The organism is Streptomyces sp. NBC_00096, assembly GCF_045041305.1.
Lineage (GTDB): Bacteria > Actinomycetota > Actinomycetes > Streptomycetales > Streptomycetaceae > Streptomyces.
Genome location: NZ_CP108221.1, coordinates 1,742,296 through 1,758,851, shown reverse-complemented (window position 1 = coordinate 1,758,851; position 16,556 = coordinate 1,742,296). Strand labels below are relative to the sequence as shown.

Sequence of the window (16,556 nt, the reverse complement as noted above, 5' to 3'; positions counted from 1 at the left end):
CGCCGTGCTCCCCTCCGGTCCTCCGATCGTGCCTTCACCAGACTCAACAGCCACGACCATGCCCCAAGTTCCGCCACTCGTACACTCGATCGAGTGGTTGCGGAGCCGGCCCGGAAACCCGCCTCAGGCCCCCACCGGCGCCGGCAGCTCCGACAGCTCCACCAGGTCCGCGGAGGTCAGCCGGACCTCCGCCGCCCGCGCGTTCTCCGCCGCCCAGCGCGCCTGCCCGGCCCCCGGCACCGGCACCACCTGCGGACCCTGCGCCAGCACCCACGCCAGCGCCACCTGCGCCGCCGTGACCCCGTCCCCGTGCCGCCGGGCGACCCGCCGCAGCCCCGCCACCAGCACCTGGTTCGCCGCCATCGCGTACGCCGTGAACCGCGGATGCATGGCCCGCACGTCCTGCGGCTCGAACCCCTCGCCCGGAGTCAGCGTCCCGGTCAGGAACCCGCTCCCCAGCGGCATCGCCGCCAGGAAGCCCACCCCGCGCACCGCGCACCACGGCAGCAGCCCCCACGCCGCCTGCGGCGACCACACCGACAGCTCCGCCTGCACCGCGCTCACCGGGAACACCTGCTGCGCCCGCTCCAGGTGCCGCACGGTCGCCCCGTACGCCCGGTCCCCGCGCCGCCCCGCGCCCGGCCCGGTCCCCGCGCCCAGTGCGCAGAAGCCGAGCGCCCGCACCTTCCCCGCGCCCACCAGCTCCGCCATCGCGCCCCACGTCTCCTCGACCGGGACGTCCGGGTCCACCCGGTGCAGCTGGTACAGGTCTATGACGTCCGTGCGCAGCCGCCGCAGCGAGGCGTCACAGGCCCGCCGCAGGTACCCGGGGCGCCCGTCGGCCACCACGTGCGGCCCGTCCGCCCGCAGTCCCGCCTTCGCGGACACGAAGGCGTCCGCCCGGCGCTCGCGCAGTACCCGCCCGAGCAGCAGCTCATTGATGTAGGGGCCGTAGAGATCGGCGGTGTCCAGCAGGTTCGCGCCCAGGTCCAGCGCCGTGTGCACGGTGTGCAGCGAGTCCTCGCGCCGTTTGCGCGAGGGCGCGTACGCCCCGCTCATCGGCATGCATCCGAGCCCTATGGCGCCCACCGTCAGCGCCCCCGACCCGATCGCCCTGCGCTCCACCCGTGCGTCCCCCTCCCGGTCCGGCACACAAACTAACGGCTCGAACCCGATCCCCTGGCATAGCCTCGTGATCATGACTGCAGAGACTGAGATCCCGGACGTCTGGCTCCCCTTCCCCGCCGAGGAGGTCGAGGGGCTGCCCGATTCCTTCCGGTACCGGCAGTGGGACGGCGAAGAGGCCTTCCCGGGCGATCCGGCCGCCTGCGTCTTCTACGTCACCCCCTACATGAAGTCCCCGGCCGTCACCCTGCGCCCGCTGCCCGCGATGCCCCGCCTGCGGATCGTCCAGACGCTGACCGCCGGCATCGATCACGTCCTCGGCGGTCTCGGCGTCCTGGCCCCCGGCGTACGGCTGTGCAACGCCAAGGGGGTCCACGACGCGAGCACCGCGGAGCTCGCGCTCACCCTGACCCTGGCCTCCCTGCGCGGGATCCCCGGCATGGTGCGCGGCCAGGACCGCGAGGAGTGGCGCTTCGGGTTCTACGAGGCCCTCGCGGACAAGTCCGTACTGATCATCGGCTACGGGGCGGTCGGCGCGGCCGTCGAGGACCGGCTCGCGCCCTTCGAGTGCGAGCGGATCGTCCGGGTCGCGCGGACGGCGCGCACCACGGCGCGCGGGCCGGTGCACGCCCTCGCCGAGCTGCCCCAACTCCTGCCCGGGGCGGACGTGGTGATCCTCTCCGTGCCGCTCACCGAGGAGACGCGCGGGCTCGTGGGCGCCGGGTTCCTCGGCCGCATGAAGGACGGCGCACTGCTCGTGAACGTGGCCCGCGGCCCCGTCGTCGACACCAAGTCCCTGCTGGCGGAGGTGGAATCGGGCCGGCTGCGCGCCGCGCTGGACGTCACCGATCCGGAACCGCTGCCTTCAGGCCATCCGCTCTGGCATGCTCCGGGTGTCCTGATCACCCCCCATGTGGGCGGCAGCAGCTCGGCGTTCGAGCCCCGGGCGAAGCGCCTGGTGGCCCGTCAGCTCCGCCGGTTCGCCGCCGGAGAGCCCGTGGAGAACACGGTGTTGATCACGGAGTGACGAGCGGTGCGCACGCTCCGCGTTCACCCGGATGCGGTCCGTGGGCACAACTCCCCGCTTGGTGACGGAGCGTAGAGAAGCTATGTCCCTGAGTGACGAAAGTGGTGTATCGTCGGAAGAAGGGGCTGCGCCACGAACGTCTGGCGCTGGGGAGTGATCGGACACTTTGGGGGGCGACGGGCGATGTACGGCCAATGGACGAAGGATCCGATGCGGCGAAGCCGCCGGAGGCGACGCTGCCGGGACTGGGGTGCGCCGAAACCAGCCAGCGAGGTGGACCGGTGAGCGCCCCGGGGGCGGCGCTGCTGACCCGCCAGCCCCTCGCCGGCGGCGGCAAGAGCCTGGTGATGCAGCTCCTCCTCGCGGTGGTCAGCAGCGGGTACGGCGTGGGCGCGGCCCTCGGCTGGGGTTCCGAGGAAATCGCCGACTTCATGGGCGACTTCGGTCTCAGCGCCGCCGGGCTACTGGCCGCCGTCTCCTGTTTCACCTACGCGCGGGCCATCGACAGCCGTGAGCGCCCGGCCTGGCTCCTGTTCGCGTTCTCCTCGCTCATGGGCGGCTTCGGCAACGCCGTCTGGGGCTGGCACGAGGTGATCCTCGGCGAAGCGGTGCCGAAGCCCTCCATCGCAGACTTCGCCTTCCTCTGCTTCGCACCGCCCGCCATCGTGGGCCTGCTCGTCCTCGCCAAACGCCCGGTCACCAGAGCCGGCTGGGTCTGCCTCGGGCTCGACTCCTGGCTCATCGGCGGCTCCCTGCTCACCCTCTCCTGGAGCCTGGCCCTCGCGCACGCGGCGCGCACCGCCCAGACCGGGGCCCCCGGCAGTGTCCCGCGAGCGGCCCTCTCACTGGCCTATCCGCTCCTGGACATCGCGCTCGTCTCCATGGTGCTGGTGCTGCACTTCCGCCGCTCCGAGACCAACCGCTCCGCCGTCAACACCGCCATCGCGGCCCTCTCCCTGACCGTGCTCAGCGACGCGCTGTTCACCTCGCCGCTGCTCAGCGCGGAGTACCAGTCCGGCCAGCTCCTCGACGCCGGCTGGTTCGCCGGCTCGCTCCTCCTCGCGTACGCGCCCTGGGGCGCCCACCGGACCCACCCGGGCCCCGACGCCGCCGACCGGGCCCGCGCCGCCGAGCGGCCCCACAGCCGTCCCATCACCGGCTCCCTGCCCGCCCTCACCCCGTACCTCGCGGCCGCCGTCTGCACCCTCGGCATCCTCTACAACGTCGTGGACGGCCGGAAGGTCGACCGGGTCGTCGTCTTCACCGGCTGCACGGTCGTCCTCGCCCTGGTCATCCGGCAGGGGATCATGCTCCTCGACAACATCGCGCTGACCCAGGAGCTGGCCCAGAAGGAGAACCACTTCCGCTCGCTGGTCCAGGGCTCCAGCGACGTCATCATGATCGCCGCGCCCACCGGGACCCTGCGCTACGTCAGCCCGGCCGCCGCCGGGGTCTACGGCCGCGAGGCGGAGGAGCTGGTCGGCACCGAGCTGGCCACCCTGATCCACCCCGAGGACCTCGGCCGCGTCGTCCACGAGGTGCGCCGCTTCCTGGCCGCGCCGCCCGCCGAGGAGCCGACCACCCGCATCGAGTGCCGGTTCAAGTCGGGCGACGGTGAATGGCTCAACGTGGAGTCCACCGTCAACCGCCACCAGGGCGGGCTCATCCTGAACAGCCGCGACGTCACCGAGCGGGTCCGGCTCCAGGCGCAGCTCCAGCACAGCGCCGAGCACGACCCGCTCACCGACCTCCCCAACCGGGCCCTGTTCACCCGGCGGGTCCGCCAGGCCCTCACCGGCCGCCGGGCCGGGGACCACAGCACCGCCGTGCTCTTCATCGACCTCGACGGTTTCAAGGCGGTCAACGACACCATCGGCCACCAGGCCGGCGACGAACTGCTCATCGAGGCCGCCCGCCGGCTCCAGGACTCGGTCCGGGCGGGGGACACCGCGGCCCGCCTCGGCGGCGACGAGTTCGCCGCGCTGATCCTGGGCGACGGCAGCCGCGACCGCAGCGCCCGCGAGTACCAGGTCCACGAGATCGCCGACCGGCTGCGCACCACCCTCTCCCAGCCCTACCGGATCTCCGGGAGCGAGGTCCGGGTCGCGGCCAGCATCGGCGTGGCCTTCGCGGATCCCGGCATCACCCCTTCGGACCTGATGCGCAACGCGGATCTCGCGATGTACCGGGCGAAGGCGGGCGGCAAGGACCGGGTCGAGATGTACGCGCCGCAGATGCAGGCCGAGGTCGTCCGCAGGGCGGAGCTGGCGGGGCGGCTGCGCACCGCGCTGCACGAGGGCGAGTTCGCGCTGCTGCACCAGCCCGTGGTCTCCCTGGCCACGGGCGAGATCTCGGCCGTGGTGGCGCAGGCCCGGTGGCGTTCCGCCCAGGGGATCCTCTTCACGCCCGCCGAATTCCTGCGGGTCGCCGAGTACAGCGAGGGCGGTCACCCGGGCCACCCGGCCCTGCCGGACGCCTCGCGCGCCGCCGAGCTGGGGCGCTGGCTGCTGGAGGAGGCCGTCGGGCAGGCCGCCGAGCGGCACCGGGCCGGGCACGACGTACCCGTGGCCGTACGGATGACCGCGCAGCGGCTGCTGGACCGGTCGATGCCGCTGGGCTCCGTGGAGGCCCTGCTGACGCGCAACGGGCTGCCGTCCGGCGGGCTCGTCCTGGAGCTCGCCGTCTCCGACCCCAGGGTGCCCTTCGACGACCTGGAGCGGCGCCTGGCGGCCCTGCGCCGGCTCGGGGTCCTGATCGCCCTGGACGGCTTCGGCAGCGGTTACGCGGCCATCAGCGCCCTCCGGCGGCTCCCGGTGGACATGCTCAAGCTGGACCGCGGCCTGGTCGAGGGGGTCGTGGAATCCCCCCGGCTCCACAAGATCACGGCGGGTTTGTTGCGGATCGCAAACGACCTCGGCATGCAGTCGGTGGCGGAGGGCGTGGACCTGCCCGAACAGGTGATGGCGCTGCGCGCGATGGGCTGCTCCCATGGACAGGGAATGGCCTTCTCCGGCCCTCTCGACGAGTACAGGCTGCGGCGAGCGCTCGTGCGCGGTACGTTCCCAGTACCGGGCGGCGCGGCCCAACCAGCGTTGGCCGGTGGTTCCCCAGGGGGCTCGATGGCCATCCACAGAGGCTCACATAATGAGACGCCCGTCCCACCCGCTTGACATCACCCTCCCGCCGGAGGGAGGGTCAATGCCATGCGCACCCGAATTCTCGTACTTGGAAAGCGCGTCGGCTGAAGCTGGGACCAGCATGTCCCCGCTCAACGCACCCGACGCGCTCCCCTCGCTTGCCTCCCGGCACGAGGGGTTTTTTGTTGCACTGGCAACGTCGAATCTCGTAAAACCCTCCTCGTAAAACCCTCAGCTTCGAGAAGAGAATGCCGATGACCGAGCAGGCCACCGGGGCCCACCATCCGCAGCCGCGGGCCCGTACCGGCGGACACCAGACCGCCGCAGTTGAGCACGTCACGGGTGCGCAGTCCCTCATCCGCTCTCTCGAAGAGGTGGGGTGCGACACCGTCTTCGGCATTCCGGGCGGGGCCATACTCCCGGCGTACGACCCGATGATGGACTCGGAGAAGGTCCGTCACATCCTGGTCCGGCACGAGCAGGGGGCCGGTCACGCCGCCACCGGTTACGCGCAGGCCACGGGCAAGGTCGGCGTCTGTATGGCGACCTCCGGTCCGGGCGCCACCAACCTGGTCACCCCGATCGCCGACGCGCACATGGACTCCGTCCCGCTCGTCGCGATCACCGGCCAGGTCTCCTCCAAGGCGATCGGCACCGACGCCTTCCAGGAGGCGGACATCGTCGGCATCACGATGCCGATCACCAAGCACAACTTCCTGGTGACCAGGGCCGAGGACATTCCGCGGACGATCGCCGAGGCCTTCCACATCGCCTCGACCGGCCGCCCGGGCCCGGTCCTGGTCGACATCGCCAAGGACGCCCTGCAGGCGAAGACCACCTTCTCGTGGCCGCCCACCCAGGACCTCCCCGGCTACCGCCCGGTCACCAAGCCGCACGCCAAGCAGATCCGCGAGGCCGCCAAGCTGATCTGCCAGGCGAAGCGTCCGGTCCTGTACGTCGGCGGCGGCGTGATGAAGTCCGGTGCGACCGCGGAGCTGAAGGTCCTGGCCGAGCTGACCGGGGTCCCGGTCACCACCACGCTGATGGCGCTGGGTTCCTTCCCCGACAGTCACCCGCTGCACGTGGGCATGCCGGGCATGCACGGCGCGGTCACGGCGGTCACGGCGCTGCAGAAGTCGGACCTGCTGATCGCGCTGGGCACCCGCTTCGACGACCGCGTCACGGGCAAGCTGGACAGCTTCGCCCCGTTCGCCAAGGTCATCCACGCGGACATCGACCCCGCCGAGATCGGCAAGAACCGCGTCGTCGACGTCCCGATCGTCGGGGACGCCCGCGAGGTCATCGCCGACCTGATCCAGGCGGTCCAGGCCGAGCACACCGAGGGCCACGCCGGCGACTACTCCGCCTGGTGGAAGGACCTCAGCCGCTGGCGCGAGACCTACCCGCTGGGCTACGAGAAGCCCTCCGAGGACATGCTGTCCCCGCAGCAGGTCATCCAGCGGATCGGCCAGATGGCGCCCGAGCACACCATCTACGCGGCCGGCGTCGGCCAGCACCAGATGTGGGCCTCGCACTTCGTCAACTACGAAGAGCCCCGCACCTGGCTGAACTCCGGCGGCGCCGGAACCATGGGCTACGCGGTCCCGGCCGCGATGGGCGCCAAGGTCGGCATGCCGGACCGCACGGTCTGGGCGATCGACGGCGACGGCTGCTTCCAGATGACCAATCAGGAACTGACCACCTGCGCGCTGAACAACATCCCGATCAAGGTCGCGATCATCAACAACGGCGCGCTGGGCATGGTCCGCCAGTGGCAGACCCTGTTCTACAACCAGCGGTACTCCAACACCGTGCTGCACGCGGACGAGACGGGCCACGACACCGTCGGCTCCCAGCTCGGCGAGTCCATCGCCCCCCGCAAGGGCACCCGCGTCCCGGACTTCGTCAAGCTGTCCGAGGCCATGGGCTGCGTGGCGCTGCGCTGCGAGGACCCGGCCGACCTGGACAAGGTCATCGCCGAGGCGAACGCGATCAACGACCGCCCGGTCGTCGTCGACTTCATCGTCCACGAGGACGCGATGGTGTGGCCGATGGTCGCCGCCGGCACCTCGAACGACGAGGTCATGGCCGCCCGGGGCGTCCGCCCCGACTTCGGCGACAACGAAGACGACTGAGCCGAGAGAGCCTGAGAGAGAGAACGACTCACATGTCCAAGCACACGCTCTCCGTCCTGGTCGAGAACACGCCCGGCATCCTCGCCCGGATCGCCGCGCTGTTCTCCCGCCGCGGCTTCAACATCGACTCCCTCGCGGTCGGTGTCACCGAGCACCCCGACATCTCGCGCATCACCATCGTCGTGAACGTCGAGGACCTCCCGCTGGAGCAGGTGACCAAGCAGCTGAACAAGCTGGTCAACGTGCTCAAGATCGTCGAGCTGGAGCAGCACAACGCCATCGAGCGCGAACTCGTTCTGGTGAAGGTCCGCGCCGACAACGAGACGCGCTCGCAGATCGTCGAGATCGTCCAGCTGTTCCGCGCCAAGACCGTCGACGTCTCCCCGGAGGCCGTCACCATCGAGGCCACCGGCGGCACCGACAAGCTGGGCGCGATGCTCAAGATGCTGGAGCCCTTCGGCATCAAGGAGCTCGTCCAGTCCGGCACGATCGCCATAGGGCGCGGCGGCCGGTCCATCACGGACCGCAGCCTGCGCGCGCTCGACCGCAGCGCCTGAGCCGGCCGGGCCGGTGACACCGGCCCGGTCGCGCACCGCCCGTTCGTCCCTCGCTCGCTCGTATGGCGAGACCGAGAACCACGTATTCCGTTCCCCGCCGTACGGTGGGAGCAACACCAGCGCACCAAGGAGAGTTTCCAGTGGCCGAGCTGTTCTACGAGAACGACGCCGACCTGTTCATCATCCAGGGCCGTAAGGTCGCGGTCATCGGTTACGGCAGCCAGGGCCACGCCCACGCGCTGTCGCTGCGTGACTCCGGCGTCGACGTCGTCGTCGGCCTGCACGAGGGTTCGAAGTCCAAGGCGAAGGCCGAGGAGCAGGGCCTGAAGGTGCTCCCGGTCGCGGAGGCCGCGGCCTGGGCGAACGTGATCATGATCCTGACCCCGGACCCGCTGCAGGCCGAGATCTACGCGGCTTCGATCGAGTCGCACCTGGAGGAGGGGGACGCGCTCTTCTTCGGTCACGGCTTCAACGTCCGTTACGGGTTCATCAAGCCCCCGGCCAACGTGGACGTGGCGCTGGTCGCGCCGAAGGGTCCGGGTCACCTGGTGCGCCGCCAGTACGAGGAGGGTCGTGGTGTGCCCTGCATCGCGGCCGTGGAGCAGGACTTCACCGGTTCCGCGTTCCAGCTGGCGCTGTCGTACGCGGCGGGTATCGGTGGTACGCGTGCCGGTGTCATCAAGACCACGTTCACGGAGGAGACCGAGACCGACCTGTTCGGTGAGCAGGCCGTTCTGTGTGGTGGTGCTTCGGCGCTGGTGAAGGCTGGTTTCGAGACGCTGACCGAGGCGGGTTACCAGCCGGAGATCGCGTACTTCGAGTGCCTGCACGAGCTGAAGCTGATCGTGGACCTGATGTACGAGGGTGGTCTGGAGAAGATGCGCTGGTCGGTCTCGGAGACCGCCGAGTGGGGTGACTACATCACCGGTCCGCGCATCATCACGGATGCCACGAAGGCCGAGATGAAGAAGGTCCTCGCGGAGATCCAGAGCGGCGAGTTCGCCAACACCTGGATGGCCGAGTACAAGGCGGGTCTGCCCAAGTACAACGCGTACAAGAGCGCGGACGAGGCCCACCTGCTGGAGACCACCGGCAAGAAGCTCCGCAAGCTGATGAGCTGGGTCGACAACGACGAGAGCTGATCCAGTGCGCGGCGGGGCCGGGGCGAATCGTCCCGGCCCCGCCGCCCACCGGCGCCGGAACCCGGAAAACGGGGCTCCCCGAGTCCCGCTTGTCCACCCCGGCCAATCACGGACGGGTGATCCTTCCGTACAGGCGGAATGCCGGATCGGATCCGCCACTACACTGCTCAACACAACGCGTCAGGCCCACAGTGTCGTGCGTCTTCCACGCGGCTACCCCCTCCACCGCCTGCGGCCGTCGGGACGGCCGTCCGCACTGGACTTGTGAGGACCCACGTGAGCTCGAAACCTGTCGTACTCATTGCCGAAGAGCTGTCGCCCGCCACCGTGGACGCGCTCGGCCCAGACTTCGAGATCCGGCACGTCAACGGTGCCGACCGTGCGGAGCTGCTCCCCGCGATCGTCGACGTCGACGCGATCCTGGTCCGCTCCGCGACCAAGGTCGACGCCGAGGCCATCGCCGCCGCCAAGAAGCTGAGGGTCGTCGCCCGCGCGGGTGTCGGTCTCGACAACGTCGATGTCTCCGCCGCCACCAAGGCCGGCGTGATGGTCGTGAACGCCCCGACCTCCAACATCGTCACCGCCGCCGAGCTGGCCTGTGGCCTCCTCGTCGCGACCGCCCGCAACATCCCGCAGGCCAACACCGCTCTGAAGAACGGTGAGTGGAAGCGGAACAAGTACACGGGTGTCGAGCTCAGCGAGAAGACCCTCGGCGTCGTCGGCCTCGGCCGGATCGGCGTCCTGGTCGCCCAGCGCATGTCGGCCTTCGGCATGAAGATCGTCGCGTACGACCCCTACGTGCAGCCCGCGCGCGCCGCCCAGATGGGCGTCAAGATGCTGACGCTCGACGAGCTGCTCGAGGTCGCCGACTTCATCACGGTGCACCTGCCCAAGACCCCCGAGACCCTCGGTCTCATCGGGGACGAGGCCCTGCACAAGGTCAAGCCGTCCGTCCGCATCGTCAACGCCGCCCGCGGCGGGATCGTCGACGAGGCCGCGCTGTACTCGGCCATCAAGGAGGGCCGCGTCGCCGGCGCCGGCCTCGACGTGTACGCGAAGGAGCCCTGCACGGACTCCCCGCTCTTCGAGCTCGACCAGGTCGTCTGCACCCCGCACCTCGGCGCGTCCACGGACGAGGCCCAGGAGAAGGCCGGTGTCTCGGTCGCCAAGTCGGTGCGCCTCGCGCTGGCCGGCGAGCTCGTGCCGGACGCGGTCAACGTCCAGGGCGGCGTCATCGCCGAGGACGTCCGTCCCGGCCTGCCGCTCGCCGAGAAGCTCGGCCGCATCTTCACCGCCCTCGCGGGCGAGGTCGCGGTCCGCCTCGACGTCGAGGTCTGCGGCGAGATCACCCAGCACGACGTGAAGGTGCTCGAACTGTCCGCCCTCAAGGGCGTGTTCGAGGACGTCGTCGACGAGACGGTCTCCTACGTCAACGCCCCCCTCTTCGCGCAGGAGCGCGGGGTCGAGGTCCGCCTGACCACCTCCTCGGAGTCCCCGGACCACCGCAACGTGGTGACCGTCCGCGGCACCCTGTCGGACGGCCAGGAGGTGTCGGTCTCCGGCACCCTCGTGGGTCCGAAGCACCTGCAGAAGATCGTCGGCATCGGCGAGTACGACGTGGACCTGGCGCTCGCCGACCACATGGTCGTCCTGCGCTACGCCGACCGCCCGGGCGTGGTCGGCGCCGTCGGCCGCATCCTCGGTGAGGCCGGCCTGAACATCGCGGGCATGCAGGTGGCCCGCGCCGAGGAGGGCGGCGAGGCCCTCGCGGTCCTCACGGTCGACGCCGAAGCCCCGGTGAACGTCCTCGCGGACATCGCCACCGAGATCGGCGCCGTCTCGGCCCGCACGGTCACCCTCGGCTGAGGTTTCGGCAGCGGACATGCGCGAAGGGCCCGGGGGAGACCCCGGGCCCTTTCGTGTTCCCCGCCGCTTCGGACGTTCCTACGCCGCTCAGCGCGCGAGGGCTCCGCCGGCCTCTGCCCGCTCCGCCGGAGCCGGGGCCTGGGCTCCGCGACCCCGGAGCAGGGCCGCGGCGAGCACCGCCGCCGCGAGCAGCAGGACCGTACCGCCCCAGGCCGCGTACTGCATTCCGTGGACGAAGGCCTCCCGGGCCGCCGCCAGGACCTGTCCGCCCGCTTCGCCGCCGAGCTGCTGCGCGGTCGCCACGGCTCCGCCGAGGGTCTCCCGTACGGCCGGCTCGGAGCCGGCCAGGTCGGAGCGGTAGACCGCCGTGCCGAGGCTGCCCAGGACGGCCATCCCGAGGGCGCCGCCGAACTCCTGGCCGGTCTCCAGCAGGGAGGCGGCCGAGCCGGCCTTCTCGGCGGGGGCGGCGCCCAGCGCCATGTCGGAGACCAGGGACATCACGGTGACGATGCCGCAGGCGAGGACCCCGGCGCCGGTCAGCAGCAACCACAGCGAGTCGGTTCCGACCAGGCCGATCAGGCCGAACCCGGCGGCGGCGAGGACGAAGCCGCCGGCGATGACGTAGGCCCGGTCGGTCTTCTGGGCGAGGGCCGCGCTGACCGGGGCGGCGGCGCCGATGAGGACCGAGGGGGCCAGGCTCCAGAGGGCGGCTTCCAGGGTGCCCATGCCGAGCACCGACTGCAGGTACTGGGTGGTGAAGTAGGCCGAGCCCATCATGGCGAAGGCGGCCAGGGTGTTCAGGCCGATGCCGGCGCCGAAGCCGCGGCCCCGGAAGAGGGCCCGGGAGACCATGGCGTCGTCACGGGTGCGCTGGCGGCGGACGAAGACGTACCCGAAGGCCAGTCCGACGACGAGGCAGGCGGCGTGGAGCGGGCTGAAGCCCTCGGCGGCGATCTCCTTGAGGCCGTAGACCACCGGCAGTACGGCGGCCATGGACAGCGGCACGCTCAGCAGGTCGAAGCGGCCCGGGGCCGGGTCCTTGAACTCCGGAACCAGTACCGGGACCAGGGCGAGCAGGAGAAGCATCGCGGGCACGTTGATCAGGAAGACGGAGCCCCACCAGAAGTGGTTCAGCATCACCCCGCTCATCACCGAACCCAGTGCGATGCCGCCGGTCATGGCGCCGGACCAGATGGCGATGGCCTTTCCGCGCCGCCTGTCGTCCTGGAAGAGGTTGCGGATGAGGGCCAGCGTGGACGGCATCAGGGTCGCGCCGCCGATGCCGAGCAGGGCGCGGGCCGCGATGAGCAGCTCGGCGCTGGAGGCGTAGGCCGCGGTGACGGAGGCGAGCCCGAAGGCGGTCGCGCCGATCAGCAGCAGCTTGCGGCGGCCGATCCGGTCGCCGAGCGAGCCCATCGTGATCAGCAGGCCGGCCAGGGCGAAGGCGTAGCTGTCGAAGATCCAGAGCTGCTGGGTGGCGCTGGGGTCGAGCTCCCGGGTGATGGCCGGGATGGCGAAGTAGAGGACGGAGACGTCCATCGAGACCAGGAGCAGGGGGAGCAGGAGAACGGTGAAGGCGATCCATTCCCGGCGACCGGCGAGACGTGCTGCGGGGTTCGTCATGAGCAGCAATGTACAAGCGTCATAAACGCCTGTCTAGTACGGCCGTATGAAACGATTGTGTGGAACGTTTGTCTTGGACGGACGTCTTGGTTACCGTGAGGGCATGGGACATCGCGAAGACTTGCTGGAAGGCGCCAAGAAGTGCCTGGTCGAGAAGGGTTTCGTGCGTACGACGGCACGCGACATCGTCAAGGCCTCGGGTGCGAACCTGGCCTCGATCGGCTACCACTACGGCTCCAAGGACGCACTCATGACGGAGGCGTTCATCGCCGTCATCCAGGAGTGGGGTGACCAGTTCACAGCCGGGGTGAAGGGGGAGGGCGGCTCCCTCGAGCGCTTCCGGTCGGTCTGGGACGGGGTGCACTCCGGGCGCGAGGATTCCGGCCCGATCTGGGCGGCCAGCATGGAGATCGCGCTGACCCCCGACCGGATGCCGGAACTGCGCGAGATGCTCGCCGCCTCGCAGGGGGAGGGGCGCAAGGGGCTGGTCTCGATGTTCACGGGCGTGCCCGAGGAGGGCGTGTCCGAGGAGGACCTGCGGACCACCGGCGCGTTCTACCAGGCCCTGCTGAACGGGTTCATGCTCCAGTGGCTCTTCGACCCCGCGTCGGCCGCGACCCCGGCGGACCTGACCGAGGGGATGCGGCGGGCGGTCGGGGCGATGGCGGGAACGGCGGCCGGGGCTGACGCCGGGGCCGATGCCGGGGCCGATGCCGAGGTCGATGCCGGGGCCGACGCCCAGGGCTGAGCGGACTCGGAACCGCCGCCGCGGCGCCCCCGTCCCACCCCCGGATCGGATCGGACCGGCCGGAGGGGGAGTTGTGAGACGTACGGTGATGGCGGTGTCGGTGTTCCTCGCGGTGTTCGCGGCGGCGGGATGCGAGGGCTCCGGGGCGCCCCGGAGCGGCGCGACGTCCGACCTCCGCCCCCGGATGGCGGAGGTGGCGCGGGCCTGGGAGGGCTCGCCGGCGCTGAAGGAGTGGCGCGAGGGGTTCCACCTGCTGGAGGACCCCGTGCGGCTGCCGTCGGGCGCCTTCCGTGACGGGTACGACAAGATCGCCTATGAAGAGCGCAACTTCACCCTGCGCGGCAAACTGGCCGCGCAGCCCGGGCGGTCCGGCCGGATCAGCTGGGCCGACGGGGCCGCCCTCGACGTCACGACGCTGAGCGTGGGCGCGACGTACGAGGCGCTCACCGGTGGGGCGCTCACGGGTGGGGCGCTCGCGGGTGGGGAGCCCAGGGGTGGGATGCCCACGGGTGGGGTGCCCGCCCGCGAACACCCGTTGACCGTCACGGGTGTCCGCTCCGGCGAGCTGACCATGAAGACCAGCCGCGGCCCCGCCCGGGTCCCGGTGTGGTTCTTCGACCTGGAGGGATACGCGGAGCCGCTCGCCCGGGTCGCCCTCGCGGACGCCGGGCCCGCCCGGCCGCCGATCGGACCCGTGCGGCCGTTCGCCGGGGGCGCCGCCGAACTGTTCGGGCACGGGGCCGCGGACCCCGCCGTGACCGCCTTCTCCGTTGAAGCCGGGCACGGGGCATGTGACGGCGGGGTCGCCGTCGAGGTCCTGGAGGGGGTCGACACGGTGGTCCTCGGCGGCCGCGTCCTGCCCGGCAAGAAGCTTCCGGAGGGCGCGGTGTGCGCCGCGGTCATGCTCAAGGCGTCGGTCCCGGTGACGCTGACCCGGCCGCTCGGGAACCGGGTCCTTATCGACGCGGTCTCGGGGGCGGCGCTCGGCTACTCCGGCGGCCCCTTGCGCTGACGCACCGAGCGGTAGCCCGGGTGGACGCCCGGGGTCAGGCCCTGCGCCTCGGCCAGCCGGCCCAGCAGGGCCGCGAGTTGGCCCCGCTCCTGCGCCGACAGGGGCTCGCAGACCTGCTGTTCGTGCGCCGTCGCGACCTCGCGCAGGCCGGCCAGCAGGGCCGTCCCGGCGTCGGAGAGGAACAGTGCGTACAGCCGCCGGTCCTCCGGATTGCGGCGGCGCTCGATGAGTCCGCGCGCCTCCAGGTCGTCGGCGAAGGCCACGAAGCGGCTCGGGGGCATGCCGAGCACATCGGCCAGTTCGCGCTGGCTGCGGCCGGGAGTGCGGGCCAGCAGGCGCAGCAGTCCTGCCTGGGCGGGGGTCAGTCCGAGCGCGGAGACCCGCTCGGCGAAGCGCTCGGCGGCGTGCGCGCCGAGCTGGGCCAGCAGGAAGGCCACGCCGCCGGGCGGGCGCGGACCCGGGCCCGCGGCGGGGCCACCGCCACCGTCATCAGTCGTTCCCATGGGGGAACCGTAACAGCTTGACAATCGTTTCAACCTGTAATCATTCTGGAAGGGAACGGACTGGACGGGCGAGGAGACGAGAACGCCATGACCACCGCACCCACCCCCGCTGACCCGGCCGAACGCCCCGACCGCCCCGGCCGGGGCCCCCAGGCCGGGCCGCCCCTGCTGGCGCCCGTACTGGCCCTCACCGGCCTGACCATCGCCTACGTGGTCCTCAACCGGGCCACCCCGCACCCCGACGCCACCGGCCTGGAGGTCCTGCGGTACGCCACCGGACACCGGACCACCGCCGAGCTCGGTGCCTTCCTGCTCCTCGGCTCGGCGGTTCCGATGGCCCTGGTCGCGGCCGTCCTCTACCGGCGGCTGCGCGCGCTCGGCATCACCGCTCCCGGATCGGCGATCACCCTGGCCGGCGGGGTGCTGGCCGCGGCGGCGCTGATGCTGAGCGCCATGTCCGGCTGGGCGGGGGCCCGGCTCGGGCAGGGCGCCGGACCCGATCTCGCGCGGGCCCTGGCCGACCTGGCCTTCTTCGCCGGCGGGCCCGCGTACGCCGCCATGTTCGCCCTCCTGCTGGCCGGGGTCGCCGTACCCGGGCTGATCGCCGGTCTGCTGCCCCGGCCCCTGGCCTGGGCCGGGCTGGTGCTGGCCGCCGCGGGGATGCTGGCCCTGCTCGGGCTGGTGGTGGACGGGTTCCAGTACCTGCTGCCCGTGGTGCGCTTCGGCGGGCTGGTCTGGCTGGTGTGGGCCGCGGTGAAGCTCCCGCGGACCCGGCACGGCCTCGGCCGGGCGGGGGTGCGCTGAGATGACGCGCTACCCCGAACTGCACGGCCGTACGGTCGTCGTCACCGGCGGCAGCCGGGGCATCGGCGCCGCCACCGCCCACGCCTTCGCCGCCGAGGGGGCCCGGGTCTGCGTCGTCGGGCGGGACGAGGCGGCCCTGGCCGCAGTGGTCGGCGCGATCACCGCCGAGGGCGGTACGGCGATGTCCGTGGCCGCCGACGTCACCGACTCCGCGGCCCTGGCCCGGGTCGCCGAGGAGAGCGGGCGACGGCTGGGCCCGGTGGACGTACTGGCCGCCTTCGCGGGCGGTCAGGGCCGGCCCGTGCCGAGCGCCGAACTCACGGAGGAGCGCTGGCGCGAGGTCCTGGACGCGGACCTCACCTCCGCCTTCCTGACCGTACGGACCTTCCTGCCCGGCATGCTGGAGCGCGGCGGCGGCAGCGTGATCACCATGTCCTCGGCGGCGGGGCGCCAGCCCAGTGGGGCGAACCTCGCCTACGGGGTCGCCAGCGCGGGCCTGGTGATGCTGACCCGGCACCTGGCGACCGAGGCCGGCCCGCGCGGGGTCCGGGTCAACTGCCTGGCGCCTTCGGTGATCCTGACCGAGCGGTCGGCCGTCCAGATCCCGGCCGGGGTACGCGAACAGCTGGCGCGGGCCCACCCGCTGGGCCGCCTCGGCCTCCCGCGGGACGTGGCCGCCTGCGCGCTCTTCCTCGCTTCGGACGGCGCGTCCTGGCTCAGCGGCATCACCCTGGACGTGGCGGGCGGCCGCATCACGGGGTGAGCCCCGGCCGGTGCGGGCGGTCGGATGACGGGGTGACCCCCGGACCGGCGCGGGCGGTCGGATCACGGAGTGACCCCCGGACCGGCGCGGGCGGACCGGGCAGCCGGCCGGCGG

General features: G+C 71.9%; 13 protein-coding genes. 10 read left to right on the top strand and 3 right to left on the bottom strand.

Translation table 11 applies throughout. The features are described from left to right. Positions 1–123 precede the first annotated feature (123 nt). On the bottom strand, positions 124–1,125 hold the full coding sequence (locus OG904_RS07285; RefSeq protein ID WP_405497833.1) for an aldo/keto reductase: 1,002 nt from the start codon (positions 1,123–1,125) through the stop codon (positions 124–126). Positions 1,126–1,198: 73 nt separating this feature from the next. On the opposite strand from OG904_RS07285, the gene OG904_RS07280 reads away from it, so the two are divergent. The 6 genes from OG904_RS07280 to serA all read left to right on the top strand — a co-directional run bounded on the left by OG904_RS07280 (position 1,199) and on the right by serA (position 10,989). Next, positions 1,199–2,152: a 2-hydroxyacid dehydrogenase gene (locus OG904_RS07280; protein ID WP_405488534.1), complete on the top strand. Its 954-nt coding sequence runs from the start codon at positions 1,199–1,201 to the stop codon at positions 2,150–2,152. A 281-nt stretch (positions 2,153–2,433) separates the two neighbouring features. Beyond that, a complete protein-coding gene (locus tag OG904_RS07275) occupies positions 2,434–5,322 on the top strand; it encodes a putative bifunctional diguanylate cyclase/phosphodiesterase (protein ID WP_405488532.1) in 2,889 nt (962 codons plus the stop codon). 215 nt (positions 5,323–5,537) lie between these two features. Beyond that, positions 5,538–7,424: an acetolactate synthase large subunit gene (locus OG904_RS07270; RefSeq protein WP_405488530.1), complete on the top strand. Its 1,887-nt coding sequence runs from the start codon at positions 5,538–5,540 to the stop codon at positions 7,422–7,424. A gap of 32 nt (positions 7,425–7,456) precedes the next feature. After that, positions 7,457–7,981 carry an acetolactate synthase small subunit gene (gene ilvN / locus OG904_RS07265; protein WP_053677671.1) on the top strand — a complete coding sequence of 175 codons (525 nt, stop codon included), beginning with the start codon at positions 7,457–7,459 and terminating at the stop codon, positions 7,979–7,981. A gap of 140 nt (positions 7,982–8,121) precedes the next feature. Then, positions 8,122–9,123, top strand: coding sequence for a ketol-acid reductoisomerase (ilvC, locus tag OG904_RS07260; protein WP_405488527.1), 1,002 nt, complete (start codon positions 8,122–8,124; stop codon positions 9,121–9,123). A 276-nt stretch (positions 9,124–9,399) separates the two neighbouring features. Beyond that, positions 9,400–10,989 (top strand): phosphoglycerate dehydrogenase, encoded by a 1,590-nt coding sequence (gene serA, locus OG904_RS07255; RefSeq protein WP_405488525.1) that lies wholly within the window; start codon positions 9,400–9,402, stop codon positions 10,987–10,989. A gap of 87 nt (positions 10,990–11,076) precedes the next feature. On the opposite strand, the gene OG904_RS07250 is transcribed toward serA, so the two are convergent. Beyond that, entirely contained in the window at positions 11,077–12,612 is a 1,536-nt protein-coding gene (locus OG904_RS07250; protein WP_405488523.1) for an MFS transporter, read from the bottom strand. 103 nt (positions 12,613–12,715) lie between these two features. Here OG904_RS07250 and OG904_RS07245 point away from each other — a divergent pair, with 103 nt between their 5' ends. Then, the gene (locus OG904_RS07245) at positions 12,716–13,360 is read left to right on the top strand and encodes a TetR/AcrR family transcriptional regulator (protein WP_405488521.1); all 645 of its coding nucleotides are present in this window, start codon (positions 12,716–12,718) and stop codon (positions 13,358–13,360) included. A gap of 73 nt (positions 13,361–13,433) precedes the next feature. Next, positions 13,434–14,372 carry a hypothetical protein gene (locus OG904_RS07240; RefSeq protein WP_405488519.1) on the top strand — a complete coding sequence of 313 codons (939 nt, stop codon included), beginning with the start codon at positions 13,434–13,436 and terminating at the stop codon, positions 14,370–14,372. Here OG904_RS07240 and OG904_RS07235 read toward each other — a convergent pair. Further along, positions 14,348–14,875, bottom strand: a complete 528-nt coding sequence (locus tag OG904_RS07235) for a MarR family winged helix-turn-helix transcriptional regulator (protein ID WP_405488517.1) — start codon at positions 14,873–14,875, stop codon at positions 14,348–14,350. The two genes, OG904_RS07240 and OG904_RS07235, sit on opposite strands and share 25 nt — an antisense overlap. A gap of 87 nt (positions 14,876–14,962) precedes the next feature. Here OG904_RS07235 and OG904_RS07230 point away from each other — a divergent pair, with 87 nt between their 5' ends. After that, positions 14,963–15,679, top strand: coding sequence for a DUF4386 domain-containing protein (locus OG904_RS07230; RefSeq protein ID WP_405488515.1), 717 nt, complete (start codon positions 14,963–14,965; stop codon positions 15,677–15,679). A 1-nt stretch (position 15,680) separates the two neighbouring features. After that, positions 15,681–16,442 carry an SDR family NAD(P)-dependent oxidoreductase gene (locus OG904_RS07225; RefSeq protein WP_405488513.1) on the top strand — a complete coding sequence of 254 codons (762 nt, stop codon included), beginning with the start codon at positions 15,681–15,683 and terminating at the stop codon, positions 16,440–16,442. Positions 16,443–16,556 lie beyond the last annotated feature (114 nt).

What these genes read in the sequence shown, in the direction of transcription:
- OG904_RS07280 (WP_405488534.1), top strand. Translation starts at nt 1,199, where the DNA reads ATGACTGCAGAGACTGAGATCCCGGACGTCTGGCTCCCCTTCCCCGCC.
- OG904_RS07270 (WP_405488530.1), top strand. Translation starts at nt 5,538, where the DNA reads ATGCCGATGACCGAGCAGGCCACCGGGGCCCACCATCCGCAGCCGCGG.
- ilvN (WP_053677671.1), top strand. Translation starts at nt 7,457, where the DNA reads ATGTCCAAGCACACGCTCTCCGTCCTGGTCGAGAACACGCCCGGCATC.
- OG904_RS07250 (WP_405488523.1), bottom strand. Translation starts at nt 12,612, where the DNA reads ATGACGAACCCCGCAGCACGTCTCGCCGGTCGCCGGGAATGGATCGCC.
- OG904_RS07245 (WP_405488521.1), top strand. Translation starts at nt 12,716, where the DNA reads ATGGGACATCGCGAAGACTTGCTGGAAGGCGCCAAGAAGTGCCTGGTC.
- OG904_RS07235 (WP_405488517.1), bottom strand. Translation starts at nt 14,875, where the DNA reads ATGGGAACGACTGATGACGGTGGCGGTGGCCCCGCCGCGGGCCCGGGT.
- OG904_RS07230 (WP_405488515.1), top strand. Translation starts at nt 14,963, where the DNA reads ATGACCACCGCACCCACCCCCGCTGACCCGGCCGAACGCCCCGACCGC.
- OG904_RS07225 (WP_405488513.1), top strand. Translation starts at nt 15,681, where the DNA reads ATGACGCGCTACCCCGAACTGCACGGCCGTACGGTCGTCGTCACCGGC.